The organism is Alphaproteobacteria bacterium (genome assembly GCA_018063245.1).
Classification (GTDB): Bacteria; Pseudomonadota; Alphaproteobacteria; order JAGPBS01; family JAGPBS01; genus JAGPBS01.
Window position 1 is genome coordinate 22,497 of the sequence record JAGPBS010000015.1, and the last position, 20,569, is coordinate 43,065.

The following is a 20,569-nucleotide window of genomic DNA, read 5'->3' on the forward strand; positions in this document are numbered from 1 at the left end:
AAGGTTAATTTTGGTGCCGGATTTTTTGTAGTCCTTTTATAGGGTTGATTGGGGTGCCATGATCCCTTAATTCATAATATACAATAGGTTTTATTGCATTGTCATTCGAAATTGTTCCAAGTGGTTCGCCCGTGATTACTTTATGTCCAACAACAGTATTTATTTTATCCAGTCCCGCAATTAAAGAATGGAGTTCATCATCATGCTTGATAATGAGGATATTGCCATAATTTCTGAAAGGTCCTACGAAGAGAACTTCTCCTTTATAAGGCGCAATAACGGGTGAGCCTTTGTTTGTTTCAAGTCTAATGCCTTGTAAAGGAAGTCCCTCATCAAGTTTTTCGCCGAATTGATTGATGATTTTTCCTTGGACTGGAAGAGTTAGATTGAGGTTAAAAGCTGTTTGATTCCGTTGTGTCTTTTGATTCTGAGCGGTTTCTTGTTTTTGAGGGGTGAGTTTCTGTGGTTTGGTTGTGGTGTTATTTTTTGCTTTTGGTGCACGGTTTTTTTGGCTGGCTTCAAGAGATGCAATTAGTTCTTGCAGAGAGTTTGCTTTAGATGAAAGCTCCTGGATTTTATTTTTATGGGCAATAGATTCAGTGTTCGTTTCTTCAAATAAATGAGCTCGTTGTTCAAGCATTTTGGACAGTTCGGCATATTGTTTGCGGATTGTTTCCTTGGTTTTATTTTCGAGATGATGTTCCATCCCCAATTGATTTTCAATATGACTCAATTCTTGAATCTGCTCTTGTAGATGAGCAGATTTTTCTCTTAATTGAGGGAGAAGTGTATTGAGAATAATTGTGGTTTCTATTTTTGATTTGTTATTCGATGGATTCAGAAGTTGTAAAACAGGAGGGTGCAATGCAATTTTTTCGAGTGCCATGATGAGCTGTTTTTGATCTTCTTCATTGTTTGAAAAAGAGTCGAGCAGTTTTTGCTTTTGATCCTCTAATTTGGTGCGTTCTGATTTAAGGCTGAGTAAATCACGCTCATTACTGCGGATTTTTTCATTGAGCATGATGAGCCTTTGCCGAAAACTAGAAAGCTCCTTCTCAATATTTTGAGATTTTTCATCAAGCGTGCTTAATTGTTTTTTCTCGCTCTCGAGTGTTGCTTGAATTTTTTTAAGTTCATCATAAGAGACAACTTCGCCTGCATAACTGGGAGTACTCGCAAAAAACAAGGGTGTAAAACAAAGAGCTGTTTTAAGCATTTTGTTGAAATGAGCTGAGCTTAATTTTTTGCGATATGGGGTCATTTTCTTTTAGAGCCATCTGCATTTTCAACTAAAGGTACGCCTTTCATTTCGGGTGGAATCGGAAGATTCATAAGGCTTAAAATTGTTGGAGCAATATCAGCAAGTCGGCCCTCAGATATTTTTCTCACTTTTTGAATGTTATAAAAAATGAGTGGCACTTTATTGAGCGTATGGGATGTCATGGGCTCGCCTGTTTTAGGGTCTTTCATTGTTTCACAATTACCATGGTCGGCTGTGATGAGCATTCCATAGCCATTTTTCTTGGCTGATGTTGTGATTTTATCAAGGCATTCATCAACTGTTTCAACAGCTTGAATGGCTGCCTCAAGGCTGCCTGTGTGTCCAACCATATCTGGATTTGCAAAATTCAACACAATCAGATCGTACGTTTTTTTGTCAAGTCGTTGAAGGAGTTTGGTTGTGAGTTCGTGTGCTGACATTTCTGGTTGCAGATCATAGGTTGCAACTTGTGGTGATGGAATCAAAAGGCGATCTTCACCTGGAAAAACGGTCTCATCGCCGCCGTTGAAGAAGAATGTAACATGAGCATATTTTTCTGTTTCAGCAATGCGGAGTTGCTTAAGGCCTGCTTTACTGATAACTTCTCCGAGACTATTTTCAATCTTCTTCGGAGGGAAAAGAGCTGGTAAACAGGGGTCAAGGTAATCAGCATATGACATCATTCCTAATTGTGCGGCCAGTTGCAGAGGTTTGCCTCTATTAAATCCATCAAAATCAGGTAAAAGAAAGGCAGAAAGCAATTCTCGGACACGATCAGATCGGAAATTGGTCATAAAGAGCCCATCTCCCTCTTTCATGCCAGGATATGTCTCTGAGATAAGGGGTGTAACAAATTCATCACCTTTGCCTGTTTCTTTATAGAACTGAGTCAAAGATTTGCCGAAGTGGTTTGTTTTTAAGCCTAGGCCATTGCGAATGGCTTGATAGGCAATTTCAACACGTTGCCATCTTTTGTCTCGATCCATTGCAAAATAACGTCCGCACAGGGTTGCAATTTTGATGTTTGGATAGTCTTTAATTTCATTCGTAAATTTCTTGAGATAGTCTTTTCCTTTCATGGGGGGCGTATCACGACCATCCATAAAGGCGTGGATATAAACGACAAGTCCTTGTTTCTCAAGAATCTTCGCCATTTGTAACATGTGTCTTTCGTGTGAATGAACACCGCCTGGGGATAGAAGGCCCATCAAGTGACAAGCGCCTTTGGATTTTTTTAATTGTTTGACAAAACTCACAAGATGTGGATTTTTTTCAATCGATTGATCTGCAAAGCTATGATCAATCATGGGTAGATCTTGAAGGACAATGCGCCCTGCACCAAGATTCATATGGCCAACTTCTGAATTGCCCATTTGCTTTTCAGGCAGGCCAACATCGGTGCCGCAGGTTTTCAGGAATGTTCTTGGTTCTGTGTCCCAGAGATGATCAAAACAAGGTGTGTCTGCGAGTGCAACAGCGTTATCAGTTGGGTCTTTGCGATATCCCCATCCATCCAGAATGCATAAAATAAGTGGTTGTTTATTTTTCATGGCTTTAAATTTTTCTATTATATTATCTAATGGTAGCAAAATTTAACAAAATATATAAGCCTTATTTGGGTTGCTCACGAAAAATTTTACTCCTTGTGATAGGGATGGCCTTTAAGGATCATTTGCGCGCGGTAGAGTTGTTCTGTAACCAGAAGTTTCATGAGTTGATGTGGCCAGGTCATTTTGCCGAAACTAAGCGTATAGTCAGCTCTTTTACGGAGCAATTCATCATGACCATGAGCGCCGCCAATGGCTAAGACAAGGTGAGGGCAGCCGCTGAGTTGAATTTTTTCAATTTTCTTTGCAAGCTCGAGACTTGTTGGATTTTCACCTCTTTCATCCAAGGCAATGAGATAGGCCTGAGGCGGAAGATTATCAAGCAGCAGTTCAGATTCTTTGCGTCTCAATTGCTCTGGTGGCAGTTTTTGTTTGATGGAAAAATCTTTAATGTCAAGGGTTGGAGACATTTGCTTTTGATAGTGCTGCAAAAGAGTTACAAGCGTTTGGGCTTCAGCGCCTGATTTTTGAATAGCTATGCAAAAAAGAGAGAGCTTCATGGTTTTGATGTAATCTTTTCAGGTGTTTCAGATTGTTCAAAGCACCATATTCTCTCGAGATCATAGAACTTGCGAACGTCTTTAAGAAAGAGATGTACAATCACGTCACCCGCATCAAATAAAACCCACTCGCATTTCTCAAGCCCTTCAATATGGCTTTCGATGTTTTTCAGTGAGTCTGTTTTATCTACGAGGTGTTTGGCCATCGATTGTAAGTGTCTTGTTGATGTGCCTGTGACAATGATCATGTAATCAGCGATGTAGCTTTTTTCTTCTAAATCAATCAGCAAGAGATCTTCTGCCTTGTCGTTATGGAGGCTTTCTATGATTAGATCTTTTAAATGCATGGCGGGTTCGTCATGTTTTGCTTGAATATTTGTAATGGATGGCCCCTTTCTGTCTGCTTTACACAACTTAAGTATACCACTTTTCTTTCTTTTTGTCATCTTTTTCAAAAACTGTTATCGGGTTTTTGTGTTTGTTTCAAGTGAGCCATAGTATTATTGTTTGTCTTATTGAGATCAATAAAAACTACAAGGTTTAATGATGCTTTAAAGCTTTGTTGACATAATTTGGGTCAGAAAGGGAGTTGTTAGATTGAGTTTAGTAGAGTATTTTAAAAAAATAAGCAAAGGTGAATTTCTTTTTTTAGCGTTTATATTCTTGTCAGTTTTTATGGTTGAAGGGTGGCTTGCTTATATTTGGAATGAAAAGGGTGTGTTTTCACAATATGATGTTCTTTTTAGTGCTGATATTCCTGCGTATATAGGATCATTTACTGTAAAAGAATACCCGCATTGGGTGAATTCTTTTCCGAATCATCCAATTGTTTTTTTCGTCCTGTTGATCGTTAGGTTTACAAATATGATAGTGGGTTTCTTTAATGTTTTTGATTCCCAAAAGACTTTATTTGTATTGGGTTTGTCAGTCATTCCTTTTGCATCAGCGCTTAAATTTAGTTTATTGTTTGTTGTTTTTCGTCTTTTAAAGTTTAGCTTTTTTCATGCTGTTTTTTTGGTTTTGTTGAGTGTGTTTAGTTTTAGTGCGTTGATTTTTGGATCGATACCCGAATCGTATGGTTTGACAGCGTTTTCATGTGTTTTGGTTTTATTGTTTTTTGTGTCTTATTCTTTTTCAAATAAATATTATGACTTTATAGGCCTTTGTTTTTCAGGTTCGGTTTTATTAATGGCGGCACCCACCAATCTTTTTTACTTAGGATTGTTGTATTTTTTCTTCAATTATTTCCAGCAGAAAAAAGGTGTGTTTATATCTGGGATGAAAGCTAGTATATTGTGCTTGAGTATATTATTTTTTACGAGCATTTTTTTGTTTTCATTCAATGAGTATCAAATATATGTAGTAACTAACCCGAATCTTGATAGGCAGAATATAAGGGTTGAAGATTTGATAAGACATGAAAAGGCCTATTATTATACGAATGAAAGTCAAAATTATGCTCAGAGGTTTTTTCAATACGTGGTTAGAGGAGATAGTAAGAGTAATCATATTTATGGTCCCCCTGAAGAAATTGATTCGCGTTCAGTTGCACAAAAAATGCAGTCTATTTTAGACTCTCCGCAATACCTTGCTCGCACCATCATACCTACAATGCCTGAAAGCGTAGAGTTTGGATGTTGTTTTAGTTGTAACGTGATCAATATGAACTGTCCGTATAAACACACATTTGCTTATAAAGATAGTCAATCCTTCTCTTTGATTTTAGCATTGTCATTTTGCGCAGTATTTGTTTTGTGCGTGGGTGTGTATGCTTCTGTGCGTCAAAACAATATCTTAAAGATTATAGGCCTTTCTTCATTTTTTAACATCATATTTTACGTTTATGTATGTTCATTCATTGTGAATACCGTTGAGTTTTATTTGTATTCACAGCTTTGGCATATTTCATTGATTTTTTTAATAGCTGTATGCATTTTTTATTTTTCCTTTTTTGAGACGAAATTAGGAAAATTAACTCTGGTAGTCGTTGTTTTGCTGATGATCGTTGGTGATATACATGTTTTAAATAATATGTTTGATGAGTTAGATAGAGTTAGGATTGACTACGCGCAAAAATAGTACCATTTTCTTTCTTTTTGTCATCTTTTTCAAAAACTGTTATGCTATTTTTGAAATAAGAAAAGAGGCAAAGTGTCTAAAATTTATTTACAGAATTGTACGCGTTTTGATGGGCTTGAAATAAAGACTCCTGTGTCGTTGCTGCTTAATGAAAAGAAACGTATTCTTGAATTGGATCCGTCTGATTTGCCTTCTGATATCAAAAGACTTGATTGTTCTGATTTGATTGCGATTCCTGGATTTTTTGATCTGCAAGTGAATGGTGGAAAAGGGTATTTTTTCAATGAATTGCCTTCATTTGAAACAGCACAGCAAATACAAATGGCGCACCAAACTTTCGGAACGAAAGATATTCTCATCACCTTTATTACAGATCACAAAGAGAAATGGGATCGCGTGCTTCAAGATTGGTCAAATTTGTCTTCATGGCCAAAAGGCATAGCCGGTCTTCATTTAGAAGGTCCCTTCCTATCCCCCAAAAAACCGGGTGTTCATTCTCCAAACTTGATCCGTAAAATGGATGAGGCTGATGTTCGTGCTTTGATCCAATTAAAAGAAAAGATTGGAGATGGGGTTTTATTGCTCACAGTTGCTCCAGAAGAGATCTCGCTTGGGGATGTTCAAAGGCTTGTTGACGCTGGAATCATCTTGTTTGCAGGGCATAGCAATGCAAATTTTGAAGAAGCAAGCGCTTTTTTTAAAGCAGGCGGTCATGGCGCAACACATCTTTATAATGCGATGTCTGGGCTATCAGCACGAGAGCCTGGTCTTATTGGTGCGGTATTGAATAACTCTCGCGTCGCAACAACCATTATTGCTGACGGATATCATGTTCATGAAACCATGTTGGCTTTAGCAAAAGGTACAAGGCCAATTGATAAAATGATATTGGTGAGTGACGCCATGCCTTCAGCTGCCGGTGGGCCATCTGCTTTTACATTGCAAGGAAAAGAAATTCATACAGAATCTGGCCGTTCAGTGACAAAAGATGGTGTTTTGTCAGGGAGTGCAGTCACTTTGCTTGACTCAATTCGCTATGCACATTTTACTCTGGGATGGTCTTTGGAGGATTGTTTTATGATGACTTATACTGCACCATGGTCAGTGATGGGCCGAGAAATAAAAGCATCAAGGCTTCAGGTTGGGGAGTCGTTTGATGATTTCCTCATAAATCGCTCACTTGAGACTCTTGTTGAGTGGTTTTGAGTTGCATCATATTTCGTGCTGTTTTCTTTATCTTGTGAAATAAAATTGAATATGCTAGCCTTATTGCTTCTATTTGATAAATCTATGCCACTTAACAAGTTTGAGGTTTTAAAATGGCCATGAAAAAAACAACACAATTTTTGATTATCGGCGGTGGGCCTGCTGGTTACACAGCAGCCATATATGCTGCGCGGGCGAATATGTCTCCTATATTGGTTCAGGGTATGCAGCCAGGTGGTCAGCTTATGATTACAACAGATGTTGAAAATTATCCAGGCTTTGCTGAAGTGATTCAAGGGCCATTCCTGATGGATCAGATGGAAAAGCAAGCGCTTCATGTTGGAACTGAGATGGTGCTTGATATTGTTGTAGATGTTGATTTTTCAGAAAAACCTTACAAAGCAAAATGTGAGAGCGGTCTTGTGATTCATGCAGATGCCATTTGCATTGCAACGGGAGCAAAGGCTCGCTGGCTTGGTTTAGAGAGTGAAGAGTTCTTCAAGGGATACGGTGTTTCAGCTTGTGCAACTTGTGATGGTTTCTTTTTTAGAGGAAAGCGTGTTGCAGTGATTGGTGGCGGAAATTCAGCATTAGAAGAGGCGCTTTATTTAACACATCATGCCAGTGAAGTGGTTTTGGTGCATCGTCGTGATTCTTTCAGAGGGGAAAAAATTCTTTTTGATCGTGTGAAAGCCCATCCAAAGATTCGCATTGAATATAATCATGTCGTGGATGAAATTTTAGGGAGCAGAGGCACGCAGCCGGTTGATAAATATGTGAAAGCAGTTGCATTGAAACATGTTCAAACTGGTGATTTAAAAAATCTTGAGGTTGATGGGGTCTTTATTGCAATCGGTCATGATCCGGCAACAGAGGTTTTCAAAGGAAAAGTTGAGATGGATGGGGAAGGGTATATTTTAACCAAGCCAGATTCAACAGCGACGAACATCCCGGGTGTTTTTGCCGCAGGCGATGTCAAGGATAAGGTTTTCAGACAAGCTGTAACGGCTGCGGGTATGGGCTGCATGTCTGCTCTTGAGGCTGAGAAATACTTGGCTACGATGGCAGAGTCTAAATCTAAAATCTCAAATGTCGCTTAGGCGAATTAGAACGTTTTTAAACAAAGGATATAATGAGTATGGTCACTCGATCTAAAATTACAAGCGTTGGTTCTTATTTGCCACCTAAGGTTGTCACGAACTATGATTTAGAAAAAATCGTTGATACGTCACACGATTGGATTGTTCAGAGAACAGGCATAGAGCAGCGATATTTGGCTGAAGATGATGTGTTGACATCTGATTTGGCAATAGAAGCAGCGCGGAAATGTTTGTCAAAAGCCTCTATTGGCATTGAAGATATTGATATGATTATTGTTGCGACCACAACGCCGGATCGGACATTCCCGGCGACAGCAACAAGAGTACAGGCTCAGTTAGGGATGGAACGTGGTTGTGCGTTCGATGTTCAAGCTGTTTGTGCCGGCTTTATCTATGGGCTCTCAATTGCGGATCAGTTTATTAAATCGGGTTCAGCCAAACACATTATGGTGATTGGCGCTGAGACCTTCTCACGCATTTTAGATTGGAACGACAGACGTACTTGTGTTTTGTTTGGCGATGGTGCCGGAGCTGTTATTCTTTCAGCTTTTGAAGATTCAGGTGATGTTCAAACAGAAGGGATTCTCTCAACTCACCTATTTTCTGATGGTCGATATATAGATATTCTCTGTGCCGATGGTGGGCCTTCATTGAATCGTTCTTCAGGCGTCACAACTATGGTAGGACAAGAGGTTTTCAAAAGTGCCGTTAAGGCTATGAGTGATTCTGTTTTTCAAGCCCTTGAAAAGAATAAATTGAGTGTATCTGACATTGACTGGTTTATTCCGCACCAAGCAAACTCACGTATTCTAGAGGCCGTTGGGAAAAGAATAGGCCTTGATGAGAAAAACTTGATTTCAACAGTCTCATTCCATGCAAACACGTCAGCGGCTTCAATTCCGCTCGCCTTAGACTATGCTGTTTCTGAAGGGCATGTAAAGAAAGGGCAGCTGGTTGCCTTATCTGCATTTGGGGCAGGGCTTTCTTGGGGATCTTCCCTCTTGCGTTGGTAAAAAAAATAGGTATACTGGGTTTCTTAATTCAAAATTTAACAGTTCATAAAGAAGGATAGAAAAATGCACACACTCACAAAAGATGAAATAGCGAACAAAATTTTTGAAGAGATTGGGCTGTCAAAGACTGATGCGATGAAAGTGATTGGTCAGGTTTTAGACTTGGTCGGTGATGCACTTAAAAATGGCGAGACAGTTAAGATTCCTGCATTTGCTTCCTTCAATGTATTGACTAAAAGCGAACGCGTTGGCCGTAACCCAAAAACAGGCGAAGAAGTTAAAATCACACCGCGCCGTGTTGTGAGCTTCCGCTCAAGCAGAATGCTGAGAGAAGGCCTAAACGCTTAGAGATTAAGATTGCTTCTGTTCAAATTAGGCTCTTCTACTTCAAGAGGGCCTAATTTTTTAGTATTGTTTTTAATTTAGTATTGATTTTATAATAAAGCTATGATTTAATCAATTTTATTACAATAATTTGTAAGATAAACAGACAATATATTTACAGGAGTATTTTAATGTCGCACGTGTTACTACGGCCAGTCGTTCCAAATGAAACAGCAATTCAAAGTCCAATAAGCGGTGAATCAAAATTTATCAAAGCACATGCTTATGATATTGAGTTTAAAATGCCTTTTACGCTCAATAAAAGATCAGGGGCGGTTAATTTAGAGTTTCAAGGTTTAGAATTGGTTGAACAGAAAAAGATTTTTAACCGGAGTGTTCTATTTGTTGAAAATCTGAATGAAATTCCTCAAGACATTACGCGGAATATTTTCAAGGCGATGTCTTTGCTAGTTCCACAAGAGCAATTACCGGATGATCTAAGTTTAGAGCGTAGAAACCAACATCAATACTCACCCTCTGAGAGTTTAACAATTTTACGCAATCTAAGAAATAATCGAGCATTAGATATTTTTTTTCATCCGATCATTGAAACTTTGGAAGCAATCTTATATCAAAGTAGTGCCGATGGTATTGCAAATGATAATAAAAGAGCGTTTATTCTCTTTAAGTTGGCCGCAGATAAAGGCTATGCAGTAGCTCAGTCTATTCTAGGAACGATGTATTACAGTGGTGATGGTGTTAAGCAAAATTTGGTTGAAGCCGCTCGTTATTTCAATCTTGCAGTAGCTCAAGATGATGCAAATGCTCAATATAACCTTGGAGCCATGTATCACGCTGGTGAGGGAGTTGAACAGAATTTATCAGAGGCATTTCGTTTGGTTAAGCTCGCAGCGGCTCAAGGTGATGTACAAGCGCAATATATGATTGGTACAATGTATCAAACGGGTAGGGGTGTTAAAAGAGATTTTCGTAAAGCGGCTCGTTATTATAAAAAGGCAGCGGATCGAGGTTATGTAACAGCTCAATACAATCTTGGAACCATGTATTATAATGGCAAAGGTTATAAAAAAAATATGAATGAAGCGGCTCGTTACTTTAAATTAGCCGCGGATCAGGGATATGATCTAGCCATCCAAAATCTTAAGGTTATGTACAGGAATAAGCAAGTAGTTGACCCATCTCTATCTGAAAATGTTCCGCGTATTAAATTGGCTGCAGATGCTGGAAATGTTGAAGCTCAATTTGTCCTTGGTACAATGTATCAAACAGGTAGGGGTGTTAAGTCAAGTTTGATGGAGGCTGTTCGTTACCTTCAGTTAGCTGCAGATCAAGGACACACAGAGGCATTATTTGCGCTTATTGGTTTGTATAGACGAAAAGGCAATCCCACTGGGGCAAGTCCAGAGTTGATTTCTCATTATTCTAGATTAGTTGCAACTCAGATGGATAGGGTTGCGCAAGATAATATTGAAAGTCTGTTGCGTCAGTTCAAGTAAGTATAGATCAATCTTAACCCAATAGAATTTTAATATCTCCATTTCGGCTAAGTCTATTTCGTCGCCGCTTCCTGCATTTTCATTGTAACGAGATTGTTTTGCTTAAGGGTTTTCATTGCCTTTAATTCGCTGAGTGTTTTTTCGAGGATCGCATATTCTTTCGCGTCCTCACGGTCAGTCACGCTCATATAACTAAGCTTAATCTCAATTAAATCAATGATCATATTGATGGATTTGACGGATAATGACATGTTGATCTCCCTTTCTATTGTTTTTCTTAAGTGACGCCCTATGGTTTAATTATAATAAAATTTGAAGTAAATTACAATATAATTTTTCAAATAATTTAAATTGCAGTGTTTAGTGCAGGGGATGGCATTTTTCACTATCTTCTTCTTAGATCTCTTGGTATAAATCAAGGGGTGGTATAACATCTTAGAAGGATCAGATAAAAATGAAAAACGGCTTTCGATATTTCGGAAAAATTGTTCTTTGTCTCTCGCTATTAAGCGCTTTAGCGGCCTGTAAAGAAGATGAGATCTATATTGAAAAACCGGTTGATCAAATTTACGCTCAAGCTAAAGCAGCAATGGATGCTGATAATTTTAATGAGGCCGCAAAGATTTTTGAAGAGGTTGAGCGTCACCATCCTTATTCAAGCTGGGCAACAAAAGCACGATTAATGGCAGCCTACTGTTATTATGAGGCTTTAAAATATGATGATGCGATAGTATCACTTGATAGTTTTATTCAGATGCACCCAGGTCATAAAGACATTGCCTATGCTTACTATCTGAAAGGCCTTAGCTATTACGAGCAAATTGCGGATGTGCGTCGGGATCAATCCCTCACAGAGCGCGCTCATGAAGCTTTTGAAGAATTAGTTGAAAAATTTCCTGATAGCACTTATGCAAAAGATGCAAGTTTAAAGCTTGCCTTATTAAAGGATCACTTGGCAGGAAAGGAAATGGCAATCGGTCGTTTCTACTTAAAACAAGGTTATTATCAATCAGCCATTACACGTTTCCAGCAGGTCATTGTGAAATATCAAACAACAAGCCATACGCCAGAGGCTCTTCATCGTTTGGTTGAAGCCTATGTTTCAGTTGGTCTTTTTGATGAGGCTGAATCAGTTGCCGCTGTTTTAGGGTATAACTTTCCGGGTAGTGAATGGTATGAGGACTCATATGCATTGTTAAGAGAAACAGACCATGTTCCGCGTGAAAATGATCGTTCTTGGATCTCTAGGGCATGGAAATCTTTGGTAAAATAAGATACGAGGTTAATCGGAATGCTTGATTATGTGACAATTGAAAATCTTGTACTGATTGACAAGCTCTCATTGTCTTTTGAAAAAGGGCTTTCTGTACTAACGGGCGAAACGGGCGCCGGTAAATCCATTATTCTTGATGCGCTCGGGCTTGTTTTAGGTCAGAGGGCAGATGTAAAGTTGATCAGGCATGGACAAGATAAAGCTCTTGTCACGGCTTCATTCTCTGGTTTTTCGCCAGAATTTCTTTCTTTTTTTAAAGAGGCTTCTGATGAAGCTGGGCTTGAGATTGATCTCGCATCCCAGGAATCGTTAGTCATTCGCCGGATTTTACGCGGAGATGGTAGAAGTCAATCTTTCGTCAATGACCAACCAGTCAGTCTGGCTTTTTTAAAAATGGTCTCAGATGGTCTTCTTGAGATTATTGGCCAATTTCAAACGCAATCTTTGATGGATCTTTCTCAACATCTTGTATCACTTGATCTGTTTGGAGGTCTTGTCTCTGAGACTCAAGAGATCAGAGCGCTTTTTACCGCCTGGAAGGAAGCAGAGAAAGCCTATGAGCAATTGTTATTAGAGATTGAAAAGAGCCAAAGAGAGCAAGACTATATTCAGCATGCTTTAACAGAGCTAACGGACTTAAACTTAGCTGAAAATGAAGAAGAGACATTACTTGAAAAACGTCAGGCTTTTATGAATGCGCAAAAAATCCGTGAGGTGACGGAACAGCTTGAGTTGCTCTTTAATGGTGATGCATCGCCGAAGTCTGATATTTTGAAGGCCTTACGTTTAATTGATCGTCAGCCTCCTTATATCCGCGATATATATGCAACTGTTTATGATGCATTGAATCGCGCATCCATTGAATTGATTGAAGCAGAAGGTCAATTGAGCTCAGCCATGGCTGATGATTTGAGTGAAGCTGATTTTGAGGCGCTTGAGGAGAGGCTCTCTTTGATTCGGACCTTAGCACGTAAATATCAAGTTGCATCAGTTGATTTGATTGCAAAGCGTGATTATTTTGCACAGGAAATTGCATTGATCTCAGACGGAGAGGCGATGCTCTTGCAGCAAAAGAAAAAGTTTGAAACATCGAAAAAAGCCTATCTGGAAAAAGCAGAGATTCTTCATGCGAAGAGAGCTGATATTGCTCAAAAGCTTCAAGTGCGTGTGAATGCAGAATTGGCTCCTTTAAAGATGGGTCATGCTCAGTTTTCTGTTGCTGTAGAGGCTTTGCCTGAAGAAAAGGCAACACTTTCAGGTCTTTCATCGGTGCAGTTCTTGATCAATACAGGTTCATCCGGCGTTTTGTCACCAATTCATAAGGTTGCCTCGGGCGGTGAACTCTCTCGCTTGATGTTAGCGCTCAAATTGGTTCTGCATCAGAGTGAAGGGGCAATGACATTGATTTTTGATGAGATTGATACAGGCATTGGCGGCGCCGTTTCAGATGCTGTAGGTGAGCGCTTAAAAGCACTTTCAAAAGAGAAGCAAATCTTTTTAGTGACACACTCGCCGCAAATTGCATCGCGCGCTGATCATCATTATTTTGTGCAGAAAGATAAAAAAGAGCACTCAGAACTCTTTACATCGTCTGTTGTCACTTTAAGCTATGAGCAAAGAGTTGAGGAATTAGCTCGGATGATTTCTGGTGCACATGTCTCAGAAGAGGCAAGAGCAGCGGCTAGGACTTTGATAGCGGCTTGAGGTCTTATGTTGTAAAATAAATTGTCAATTTTTGATTTTAGACTTGACGATTTGGCTCAGATAGATTAAAAAATGATATAAGTAAGACGTGAGCGTCTTTACGGTACGCGGCGGAGTAGCTCAGTTGGTCAGAGCAGAGGAATCATAATCCTTGTGTCGGGGGTTCAAATCCCTCCTCCGCTACCAAAATCCCAGTTTAAATGCAAAACAGCCCCGAAGGGCTGATTTTTTTTATCAGAAGGCTTTTAGAAGTTATCATCTGGCGGAGGTGCAACAGGTACAGCAGGTGCGGTGCTGGCAGGTGAGGTTCTGCCTTGGTCACGAGCGCTGTCTCTTTCAATGTTGCCACTGTCTTCATCAATATAAACGATATCTGTTGTGTCTTCTGTGATTTGTTTGGATTTAGAAGGTGTACTAGGTTTACTTGGTTTAGCAATGGTCATTGTTTGCCTTTGTTGCACTTCGGTGGGTAGGGTTGTTTGTGGAACTGTCCCAAAGAATTTTGTAATCGTAGCTGGATCCGCACCCACATATTGAACAGGAACTTTATTGAGCATGGCTTGGTACCATTTACCATCGGCATAAGCGAAATAGAGGCCAGTCATAAAAGCGCCAATCACATTTCCGGATGAGTCATAGACAAATCCTTTGTAGTTTTGCGATGTAGTTAAAATTTGAGGCATTGCATTGGTTACAAGGCCAATGCGCTGACCATTTGAATCGTATAGTGTATTTGATGCCGCAAAAGAGCCCGTTCCAAATGTTGTTGAAGAGGTTCCATTGACGACAAAAGAGGGGGAACTGGAAGGCGTCGAAAAGTTAGTTGTAATAGCACCGCCCGGTAACATGATGGTTTGTGTTGTCGTTGTTGTGCCGCCTGCGACTGTTCCATTAAATTGACCTAAAGTGGCTGCCCAATCTGCAAGGCTTGAAGGTTGTGTACTTGTTGTTGTATCGTTTATGGTCAATTGACCATTCGTCACAACAGGGTTTGCATTGTTAAGATCAAGCAGGGGCATTGTTGTGCCTGAAGGGGCCTGCGGATTGCCAACAGCTGGCGTATTATTCACATATGTTGTTGTGTTAGCAGCAGGTGGGGTGCTTGTGTCGTCATTTCTATCGAGGATAAGGGTTGTTTGTCCTCCTTCAAGAATGAGTCTCTCAGCTTCTATTGAATCTGGACTCGGTGTTGGCGTGAAAGTTGAATAAGGGAGTGCCGTTAATACCTGTGGCTGAAGCATAATTGCTGGGGGCAAAGTTGTGTTAGGGTTAGTATCTCTAGAGGCTTGACTTAAGAAACCCAATCCATGTGTGTTGATGCTACTTGTCGTCTCTATCTCGGTTTTATTGCCTCCGCCAAGTGTAACATCTTTGTATGGATCAGAGGGTAAAAAGACTGGCTGATTATTTTGATTGATAACAACACCGCTGTTGAGATCAAGAGGAGCACTGGATGACGGCGCAGCAGGTGTTGTTGGGGTAAAAGTTGCAAAAGGTGCGGCCGTTAGCACTTGAGGTTGGACAATAACCGCTTGAGGGAGGGTTTGTGTTCCCTGTGGTTGTGTACCTTCAGTCGGTGTGCTATTTCCAACAGCTCCACTTGTTAGAGATTCCTTTGGGGGTGGTGGTGCTTGTTGAGAGAGAGGAGGGGTCACCAGAGTTTGATCTTTGGGTGGTAATGTTGTTGGTGCAGGCGTTGTCACTGGTTCAGTCGCTTGAGGCGTTTCTATGATTACATCCGCTGTTGGCAGAGGAGTTTTTGTTGGCTTGTCTTTAATAATCGTGCCGCCAGTCGTTGAACTGTCACTTCCCGTTGGCGTTTCAGTGGTCGGAGGTGATGTCGTTGGGGGTGCTGGTTCTTGCATCATAGAGGCGCCTGTTCCATCCTGTCCTGTTGATGTACCGCTTTCAGTTGAGGATCCAGAGCTTCCTCCGGTTGTGCCGTTTGTTGTGCCTGTGCCTCCGCTAGGTGTTTCGCCTTGAGGCGATTGTGTAGATTCAGATGGTGCTGCTGGTGTTGTACTGCTACTGTCTCCGCCGCCGCCTGTGGAGCTTCCTGATGAGCTGCCAGATCCAGTTGCACCTGAGAGCATGCTTGCTCCGGTTTCTTTTGTGTCTTCGGTTGTATTATTCGCTCCGGTAGGTGTTTCATTGCCTTGAGGTGATTGTGAGGAATCGGTTGTGCCAGGAGGTGCATCGCCTGTATTCTGACTATTGTTGTCAACGGCTTGTCCACCTTTGCCACTTCCTGCTTTATCTTCAGAATGGACAGCAGAATTTTGGTCTTCAGAGCCAAAGAATCGATGCATAAGGGATTGAATAAATAATTGGAATGAATTTTTTTCTTCACATTTTTTGTCTTTTGATTCATTTGTTTTACAGTCTTTATTGTTTTCTTCAGCATGCGTTGTTTCTGCTTGTGCCATATTGCTGAACGAGGTATTCATGACGCAGATGCCTAAAGTGGCTAAAAGAGCAAGAGCTGTTGTTGATTTTAAGTGAGAAATCGTTTTGCTTTTTGTTGTGTTTTTCATTGAGTGAGCCTCCCTAGTTAAAATATAATTATATTATAATACAAATTTTATATAAATTAATAAAAAAATGCAAAGTTCATATTTTTTATGAATTTACTTTATGAATTTATTTCTAACGGTAGGGGTGAATATCTTATGTAAATTGTGGGATTTTCGGCTTGTATTGAGTCAACAAATTCTGCTTTTAAGAGATCATTGCGTTCAAGAATCAGTTCGAAAGGCTTCTGATGTGACTGTTGATTTTCAAGAATCGCTGCGACAATTTGCTCAAGAATGTCATTTGACACAAATGATGAATGACTGAGATCAACTCTTTCTAAGTTTTTACCTTTTTTGAAAATATCAACGATACGCATATCATTTAGGTTATAAGTTGCCCTTAACGTTAGTTCTTTCATATTTGAACATTTTTCTAAAAGGTTCAAAATGCTTTCAATCGTGATTTTATTGAGATGAGAAAGGCTTAATCGCTCGAGTCTAGGGCAAGCCTGTGAGATACAATCAAGAACATCTGAATTGACATCATAACAATAATCAAGATTGAGGCTTTGTAAGTAAGCTGTATTTTTGAGAAAAGAGATAATGGCATCAGGTGTTAAAAGAATACACCAAGTGAATCTGCAGTCTGTGACAATCCGTGTTTTTCTTGAGAGGAGGCTGAGGCCTTGATTATCAATCACAGATTCAGAAAGATCAATTTTTTCATAACGTGAAATCAGAAGGCTTGGTTCAGACATGAAAAGAGCAAAAATGCCTGAATTTGGCAAACGGAGGATGTAGTGTTTGTAAAAATAAGTCTGATAGGCCGCCTGTTTGAATTGTTTACAGACAAGCGTAAAGCTTTGAAATTCTTCGTGTGTTGAGATGCGGGAGCAAATATGATCTTCAATGACACTTATAGGTAGATCAGAAAAGCTGGCTATTTGAAAATGTGCATCAGGGCTAATTTGTTGGGGGGTAATATTGAGGGTGCTGTGTTCAGGTTTCATATGACTCTCCCTTCTCCATAGATTCAGAGTACATCTCTATTTCTTAAGAAATACAGAAAATGAAGGGTGGGTCAGAAATCGAAGCTGCTCATTAGATTTTATGCTTTGGTATATGGCTGACTGTCCAAGGAGATCCAACATCTTCAAGCTTAACATGAATAGATGTGAACTTTAACTTGATAGAAGCGCCCCCTGCAAAGTGAAGCGTCATTGAGTTTTTGTCAGGAGTTTGGATAGCAAGAAGTTCTAAGATATCCATATTTTCTTCAATACCAATCGTTTTATACGATGAAATATGAGAGAAAATGAGCGCTGAATGGATACGTTTTATGTTGTCCTGATTGATTTCTGTCTTATCTATTTGCGTACATTCCCAACAAAAACGCTGAATGAGGAGCGCAAATTGTTGTTCTTCAGGCATAAAAGCCATTTCTTTCAGCGGCAAGATTGCATCTTGAACGCATGAAGACAGAACTTTGATATCTTCTAAATCTTTTGCAATGAGGCGTAGGGGCGTGAATGAAGACATTGACGTCTATTTCCGTTTTCTATAGATTTGAGCGCCACATGCTGATAATTTTTCTTCAACGCGCTCATATCCACGATCAAGATGGTAAACGCGACTCACAACTGTCTCTCCTTCAGCAGCAAGAGCGGCTAGAACAAGAGAGACAGAGGCTCTTAAGTCAGTTGCCATCACAGGTGCGCCCTTTAGTCTTTCAACGCCGTGGATCATTGCTGAGGAGCCCTGAATGTGGATATTAGCTCCCATGCGGCTTAATTCAGGCACATGCATGAATCTGTTTTCAAAGATTGTTTCTGTCACGAGGGATGTGCCATGAGCGGTACACATCAGTGCCATAAACTGGGCTTGTAAATCTGTTGGAAAGCCAGGGAAAGGCTCTGTTGTCATGTTGATGGAGGTAAGGCGGTTTCTTTCCATTTTGACATGAATGCCATTTGATGCTTGTGTCAAAGAAAGGCCTGCATCTTTTAGCGTTGCTGCAACAGCCTCAATGAGGTTGAGCTTTGCTCCTTTTAAAAGCAGTTCTCCGCCTGTAAGTCCAGCTGCCATTGCATAGGTGCCAATCTCGATTCGATCAGGAATGACTTCATGCTCAGCAGAGTGTAAAGAATCTGTGCCGATAATTTCAATGCGATCAGTGCCAAGACCTTGAATATCTGCGCCCATTTTTTGAAGGCATTCACCAAGATCGATGATCTCAGGTTCGCGTGCGGCATTGATAATAACGGTTTTGCCCTTGGCAAGACAGGCCGCCATCATAATATTTTCAGTGCCTGTGACAGAGACAATCGGCATTAAAATTTCAGAGCCAACCAATCCTTGAGGGGCTGAGGCAATGATATAGCCATCTTCAATATCAATGGTGGCTCCTAGTTTGCGCAGGGCATCAATGTGTAAATTGACAGGGCGTGTTCCGATTGCGCAGCCGCCAGGTAAAGAGACCTTCGCCTTGTGAAACCGTGCCAAAAGAGGGCCCAAAACAAGGATCGATGCACGCATTTTTCGGACGATGTCATAAGGAGCAACTGTTGAATTCACGCCGCTTGCATCCATTTCAAGCACTTTGCCTTCATGTCCGTTCAGCCCACTGCTTAAGGAATTAAAACAGAGTCCAACGCCCAATTGGTTTAACAATTCAGCCATCGATGCGATATCATTGAGATGTGGCAAATTTGTGAGACGTAAAACACCATCGCAAAGCAAGGACGCAGCCATGAGAGGTAGAGCCGCATTTTTGGCACCACTGATTTCGATTTCGCCTCTTAAGACGTTGCCGCCTTTGATCAAAATAGTGTCCATGTGATGAGTCCTTATCTATAAATGGAAGTTTGTAAAATTAAGCAGAAAGTAGGCGGGGGAGGGTAACACCAGTTTGTCCCATATATTTACCAGCTCTGTCAGCATAAGATGTCTCGCAAATATCTTTTCCTTGGAGGAAGAGAAATTGACAGATACCTTCATTTGCATAAACTTTTGCAGGCAGAGGTGTTGTGTTTGAAATTTCAAGAGTCACGTGCCCTTCCCATTCTGGCTCTAGAGGGGTTACGTTCACTATAAGGCCACAGCGTGCATAAGTTGATTTACCAAGACAAATCACCAACATATCGCGAGGGATTTTAAAATATTCAACGGTGCGTGCAAGAGCAAAGCTATTAGGCGGAATCACGCAGACATCTGTATGCAGATCAACAAAGCTGTTTGGTGAAAATTGTTTTGGATCAACAGTTGCGCTATGAACATTTGTGAAAACTTTAAATTCTGGAGCAAGGCGTGCATCATATCCATAAGATGAAAGACCGTATGAAATAACACCAGAGCCACTCTGTTTTTCAACAAAAGGGTCAATCATTTTGTGTGTTAGGCTTTTTTCACGAATCCATTTGTCTGGCATAATTGGCATTTTTTGTCCTTTTGTTTTCAATGATTCATCTTGTTAAAATCTCGCTTTCCTAATCTAAGCAAATAGTACGAAAATTGCAATCTCTTTCATCAGAAATTTGTCGGTCTGTTTCAGATGTTCATCTTTATGAATAAAAAGTAAATTGATCTCTTGACTTTTATATAATTTGAATATATATTGATTTTAATATTTTTAATGAGGAGAGATATTGAGATGGTTGCATTAAATCATTTAATGGCATGTGTGACAACACAAACAAGTCGTCACGATTCTTATTTAAATCAAGTTTCTGATAGGCTTAAGTGCGTTGCTGAAGCTTGCGCACCACACATAAGACGCAATGCAGATGGTGATGTGACATCAGTTGCATCGTTACAAAAAAGCCTGCAAGATTATACAGCGCAGTTTGCCCAAGATAATGGATTTCCGCCTCAATTAAATGATGCTCAAAGAGCTCAATTGGAAGCGGATGCAGGGTATCAGGCGATCGCACAGTCATTAGAAGAATCACAAGAAGTCCAGGAATCGATGAACACAAGAGCTCAGAAAATACTTGGATCTGCGCATTTATTTCCATCGCATTTAAGAGAATCGATCTCAGGTCAAGCCTTTCAGCAAAAAATGGGGACATATTTGCAAGCACTCGGCGTTTCTGATTTATCTTGCTTGCCAAAAGATGAAGCGAAAAGGTTGGTTACAGCGATTTTCCAAGAGATCGTGAATGAAGCTCATGCGAAAAAAATGGCTGAAATCTGGAAAATGATTTTTGAAATGTTGCTCCAAAACATGAGAAGTGCTCATTAATATCAAACACAAATTATTTTGATTAAAAAGGCGCCTTGTGGTGCCTTTTTTATTGTTTGTAAGTTATTTTCTGGTATGTATAAGAAAGTGCTTTAAAATTCAGAGCCGTCATATATGGACGCCGATGATAATACAAGAAAAAAATCGAAAGCGATGTGTATAAGGAGAATTGAAGCTGTCATATATTCGGCATCTATGCGCCATAATGGTTTCTGCATTCTGCTTTTGATCC

19 protein-coding genes and 1 tRNA gene are annotated in these 20,569 nt (G+C 40.1%); 10 read left to right on the forward strand and 10 right to left on the reverse strand.

Features of this window, described 5'->3' with window-relative positions; genetic code table 11:
- Positions 1 to 4: 4 nt before the first annotated feature.
- The 4 genes from KBF71_03280 to rsfS form a co-directional block, all read right to left on the reverse strand.
- A complete protein-coding gene (locus KBF71_03280) occupies positions 5 to 1,261 on the reverse strand; it encodes a peptidoglycan DD-metalloendopeptidase family protein (GenBank protein MBP9877340.1) in 1,257 nt (418 codons plus the stop codon).
- A complete protein-coding gene (locus KBF71_03285; GenBank protein ID MBP9877341.1) occupies positions 1,258 to 2,811 on the reverse strand; it encodes a 2,3-bisphosphoglycerate-independent phosphoglycerate mutase in 1,554 nt (517 codons plus the stop codon). The genes KBF71_03280 and KBF71_03285 overlap by 4 nt, the downstream gene beginning before the upstream one ends.
- An 86-nt stretch (positions 2,812 to 2,897) precedes the next feature.
- Positions 2,898 to 3,368 carry a 23S rRNA (pseudouridine(1915)-N(3))-methyltransferase RlmH gene (locus KBF71_03290; GenBank protein ID MBP9877342.1) on the reverse strand — a complete coding sequence of 157 codons (471 nt, stop codon included), beginning with the start codon at positions 3,366 to 3,368 and terminating at the stop codon, positions 2,898 to 2,900.
- Positions 3,365 to 3,814, reverse strand: a complete 450-nt coding sequence (gene rsfS / locus KBF71_03295; protein ID MBP9877343.1) for a ribosome silencing factor — start codon at positions 3,812 to 3,814, stop codon at positions 3,365 to 3,367. The genes KBF71_03290 and rsfS overlap by 4 nt, the downstream gene beginning before the upstream one ends.
- A 151-nt stretch (positions 3,815 to 3,965) precedes the next feature.
- On the opposite strand from rsfS, the gene KBF71_03300 reads away from it, so the two are divergent.
- The 6 genes from KBF71_03300 (at position 3,966) to KBF71_03325 (ending at position 10,607) form a co-directional block, all read left to right on the forward strand.
- On the forward strand, positions 3,966 to 5,447 hold the full coding sequence (locus tag KBF71_03300; protein MBP9877344.1) for a hypothetical protein: 1,482 nt from the start codon (positions 3,966 to 3,968) through the stop codon (positions 5,445 to 5,447).
- 72 nt (positions 5,448 to 5,519) lie between these two features.
- The gene (nagA, locus tag KBF71_03305) at positions 5,520 to 6,653 is read left to right on the forward strand and encodes an N-acetylglucosamine-6-phosphate deacetylase (protein ID MBP9877345.1); all 1,134 of its coding nucleotides are present in this window, start codon (positions 5,520 to 5,522) and stop codon (positions 6,651 to 6,653) included.
- A gap of 113 nt (positions 6,654 to 6,766) precedes the next feature.
- On the forward strand, positions 6,767 to 7,753 hold the full coding sequence (gene trxB, locus KBF71_03310; protein ID MBP9877346.1) for a thioredoxin-disulfide reductase: 987 nt from the start codon (positions 6,767 to 6,769) through the stop codon (positions 7,751 to 7,753).
- A 38-nt stretch (positions 7,754 to 7,791) separates the two neighbouring features.
- Complete coding sequence (locus tag KBF71_03315) at positions 7,792 to 8,766, forward strand: ketoacyl-ACP synthase III (protein ID MBP9877347.1); 975 nt, start codon at positions 7,792 to 7,794, stop codon at positions 8,764 to 8,766.
- A gap of 63 nt (positions 8,767 to 8,829) precedes the next feature.
- On the forward strand, positions 8,830 to 9,114 hold the full coding sequence (locus KBF71_03320; GenBank protein MBP9877348.1) for an integration host factor subunit alpha: 285 nt from the start codon (positions 8,830 to 8,832) through the stop codon (positions 9,112 to 9,114).
- A 167-nt stretch (positions 9,115 to 9,281) separates the two neighbouring features.
- A complete protein-coding gene (locus tag KBF71_03325; protein MBP9877349.1) occupies positions 9,282 to 10,607 on the forward strand; it encodes a sel1 repeat family protein in 1,326 nt (441 codons plus the stop codon).
- Positions 10,608 to 10,660: 53 nt separating this feature from the next.
- Here KBF71_03325 and KBF71_03330 read toward each other — a convergent pair whose 3' ends face one another.
- Complete coding sequence (locus tag KBF71_03330) at positions 10,661 to 10,858, reverse strand: hypothetical protein (protein MBP9877350.1); 198 nt, start codon at positions 10,856 to 10,858, stop codon at positions 10,661 to 10,663.
- Between the two features lie 203 nt (positions 10,859 to 11,061).
- Between KBF71_03330 and KBF71_03335 the strand changes: the two genes are divergently transcribed.
- The 3 genes from KBF71_03335 to KBF71_03345 all read left to right on the forward strand — a co-directional run bounded on the left by KBF71_03335 (position 11,062) and on the right by KBF71_03345 (position 13,770).
- Positions 11,062 to 11,880, forward strand: a complete 819-nt coding sequence (locus tag KBF71_03335) for an outer membrane protein assembly factor BamD (GenBank protein ID MBP9877351.1) — start codon at positions 11,062 to 11,064, stop codon at positions 11,878 to 11,880.
- 18 nt (positions 11,881 to 11,898) lie between these two features.
- Positions 11,899 to 13,584 carry a DNA repair protein RecN gene (recN, locus tag KBF71_03340; protein ID MBP9877352.1) on the forward strand — a complete coding sequence of 562 codons (1,686 nt, stop codon included), beginning with the start codon at positions 11,899 to 11,901 and terminating at the stop codon, positions 13,582 to 13,584.
- A 109-nt stretch (positions 13,585 to 13,693) separates the two neighbouring features.
- Positions 13,694 to 13,770, forward strand: a tRNA-Met gene (locus tag KBF71_03345).
- Positions 13,771 to 13,829: 59 nt separating this feature from the next.
- Here KBF71_03345 and KBF71_03350 read toward each other — a convergent pair.
- The 5 genes from KBF71_03350 to KBF71_03370 all read right to left on the reverse strand — a co-directional run bounded on the left by KBF71_03350 (position 13,830) and on the right by KBF71_03370 (position 19,533).
- Complete coding sequence (locus KBF71_03350; GenBank protein ID MBP9877353.1) at positions 13,830 to 16,118, reverse strand: hypothetical protein; 2,289 nt, start codon at positions 16,116 to 16,118, stop codon at positions 13,830 to 13,832.
- 98 nt (positions 16,119 to 16,216) lie between these two features.
- Entirely contained in the window at positions 16,217 to 17,107 is an 891-nt protein-coding gene (locus KBF71_03355; GenBank protein ID MBP9877354.1) for a hypothetical protein, read from the reverse strand.
- Between the two features lie 91 nt (positions 17,108 to 17,198).
- Positions 17,199 to 17,636, reverse strand: a complete 438-nt coding sequence (locus KBF71_03360) for a DUF2948 family protein (GenBank protein ID MBP9877355.1) — start codon at positions 17,634 to 17,636, stop codon at positions 17,199 to 17,201.
- Between the two features lie 6 nt (positions 17,637 to 17,642).
- Positions 17,643 to 18,932 (reverse strand): UDP-N-acetylglucosamine 1-carboxyvinyltransferase, encoded by a 1,290-nt coding sequence (gene murA, locus KBF71_03365; protein MBP9877356.1) that lies wholly within the window; start codon positions 18,930 to 18,932, stop codon positions 17,643 to 17,645.
- 37 nt (positions 18,933 to 18,969) lie between these two features.
- Positions 18,970 to 19,533, reverse strand: a complete 564-nt coding sequence (locus KBF71_03370; GenBank protein MBP9877357.1) for a dCTP deaminase — start codon at positions 19,531 to 19,533, stop codon at positions 18,970 to 18,972.
- Positions 19,534 to 19,746: 213 nt separating this feature from the next.
- On the opposite strand from KBF71_03370, the gene KBF71_03375 reads away from it, so the two are divergent.
- Entirely contained in the window at positions 19,747 to 20,337 is a 591-nt protein-coding gene (locus KBF71_03375; GenBank protein MBP9877358.1) for a hypothetical protein, read from the forward strand.
- The last annotated feature ends 232 nt before the right edge of the window (positions 20,338 to 20,569 follow it).

What these genes read in the sequence shown, in the direction of transcription:
- KBF71_03320 (MBP9877348.1), top strand. Translation starts at nt 8,830, where the DNA reads ATGCACACACTCACAAAAGATGAAATAGCGAACAAAATTTTTGAAGAG.
- KBF71_03375 (MBP9877358.1), top strand. Translation starts at nt 19,747, where the DNA reads ATGGTTGCATTAAATCATTTAATGGCATGTGTGACAACACAAACAAGT.
- KBF71_03290 (MBP9877342.1), bottom strand. Translation starts at nt 3,368, where the DNA reads ATGAAGCTCTCTCTTTTTTGCATAGCTATTCAAAAATCAGGCGCTGAA.
- KBF71_03325 (MBP9877349.1), top strand. Translation starts at nt 9,282, where the DNA reads ATGTCGCACGTGTTACTACGGCCAGTCGTTCCAAATGAAACAGCAATT.
- KBF71_03335 (MBP9877351.1), top strand. Translation starts at nt 11,062, where the DNA reads ATGAAAAACGGCTTTCGATATTTCGGAAAAATTGTTCTTTGTCTCTCG.
- KBF71_03280 (MBP9877340.1), bottom strand. Translation starts at nt 1,261, where the DNA reads ATGACCCCATATCGCAAAAAATTAAGCTCAGCTCATTTCAACAAAATG.
- rsfS (MBP9877343.1), bottom strand. Translation starts at nt 3,814, where the DNA reads ATGACAAAAAGAAAGAAAAGTGGTATACTTAAGTTGTGTAAAGCAGAC.
- KBF71_03330 (MBP9877350.1), bottom strand. Translation starts at nt 10,858, where the DNA reads ATGTCATTATCCGTCAAATCCATCAATATGATCATTGATTTAATTGAG.
- KBF71_03360 (MBP9877355.1), bottom strand. Translation starts at nt 17,636, where the DNA reads ATGTCTTCATTCACGCCCCTACGCCTCATTGCAAAAGATTTAGAAGAT.
- recN (MBP9877352.1), top strand. Translation starts at nt 11,899, where the DNA reads ATGCTTGATTATGTGACAATTGAAAATCTTGTACTGATTGACAAGCTC.
- KBF71_03350 (MBP9877353.1), bottom strand. Translation starts at nt 16,118, where the DNA reads ATGAAAAACACAACAAAAAGCAAAACGATTTCTCACTTAAAATCAACA.
- KBF71_03315 (MBP9877347.1), top strand. Translation starts at nt 7,792, where the DNA reads ATGGTCACTCGATCTAAAATTACAAGCGTTGGTTCTTATTTGCCACCT.
- KBF71_03355 (MBP9877354.1), bottom strand. Translation starts at nt 17,107, where the DNA reads ATGAAACCTGAACACAGCACCCTCAATATTACCCCCCAACAAATTAGC.
- KBF71_03370 (MBP9877357.1), bottom strand. Translation starts at nt 19,533, where the DNA reads ATGCCAATTATGCCAGACAAATGGATTCGTGAAAAAAGCCTAACACAC.
- trxB (MBP9877346.1), top strand. Translation starts at nt 6,767, where the DNA reads ATGGCCATGAAAAAAACAACACAATTTTTGATTATCGGCGGTGGGCCT.
- KBF71_03285 (MBP9877341.1), bottom strand. Translation starts at nt 2,811, where the DNA reads ATGAAAAATAAACAACCACTTATTTTATGCATTCTGGATGGATGGGGA.
- murA (MBP9877356.1), bottom strand. Translation starts at nt 18,932, where the DNA reads ATGGACACTATTTTGATCAAAGGCGGCAACGTCTTAAGAGGCGAAATC.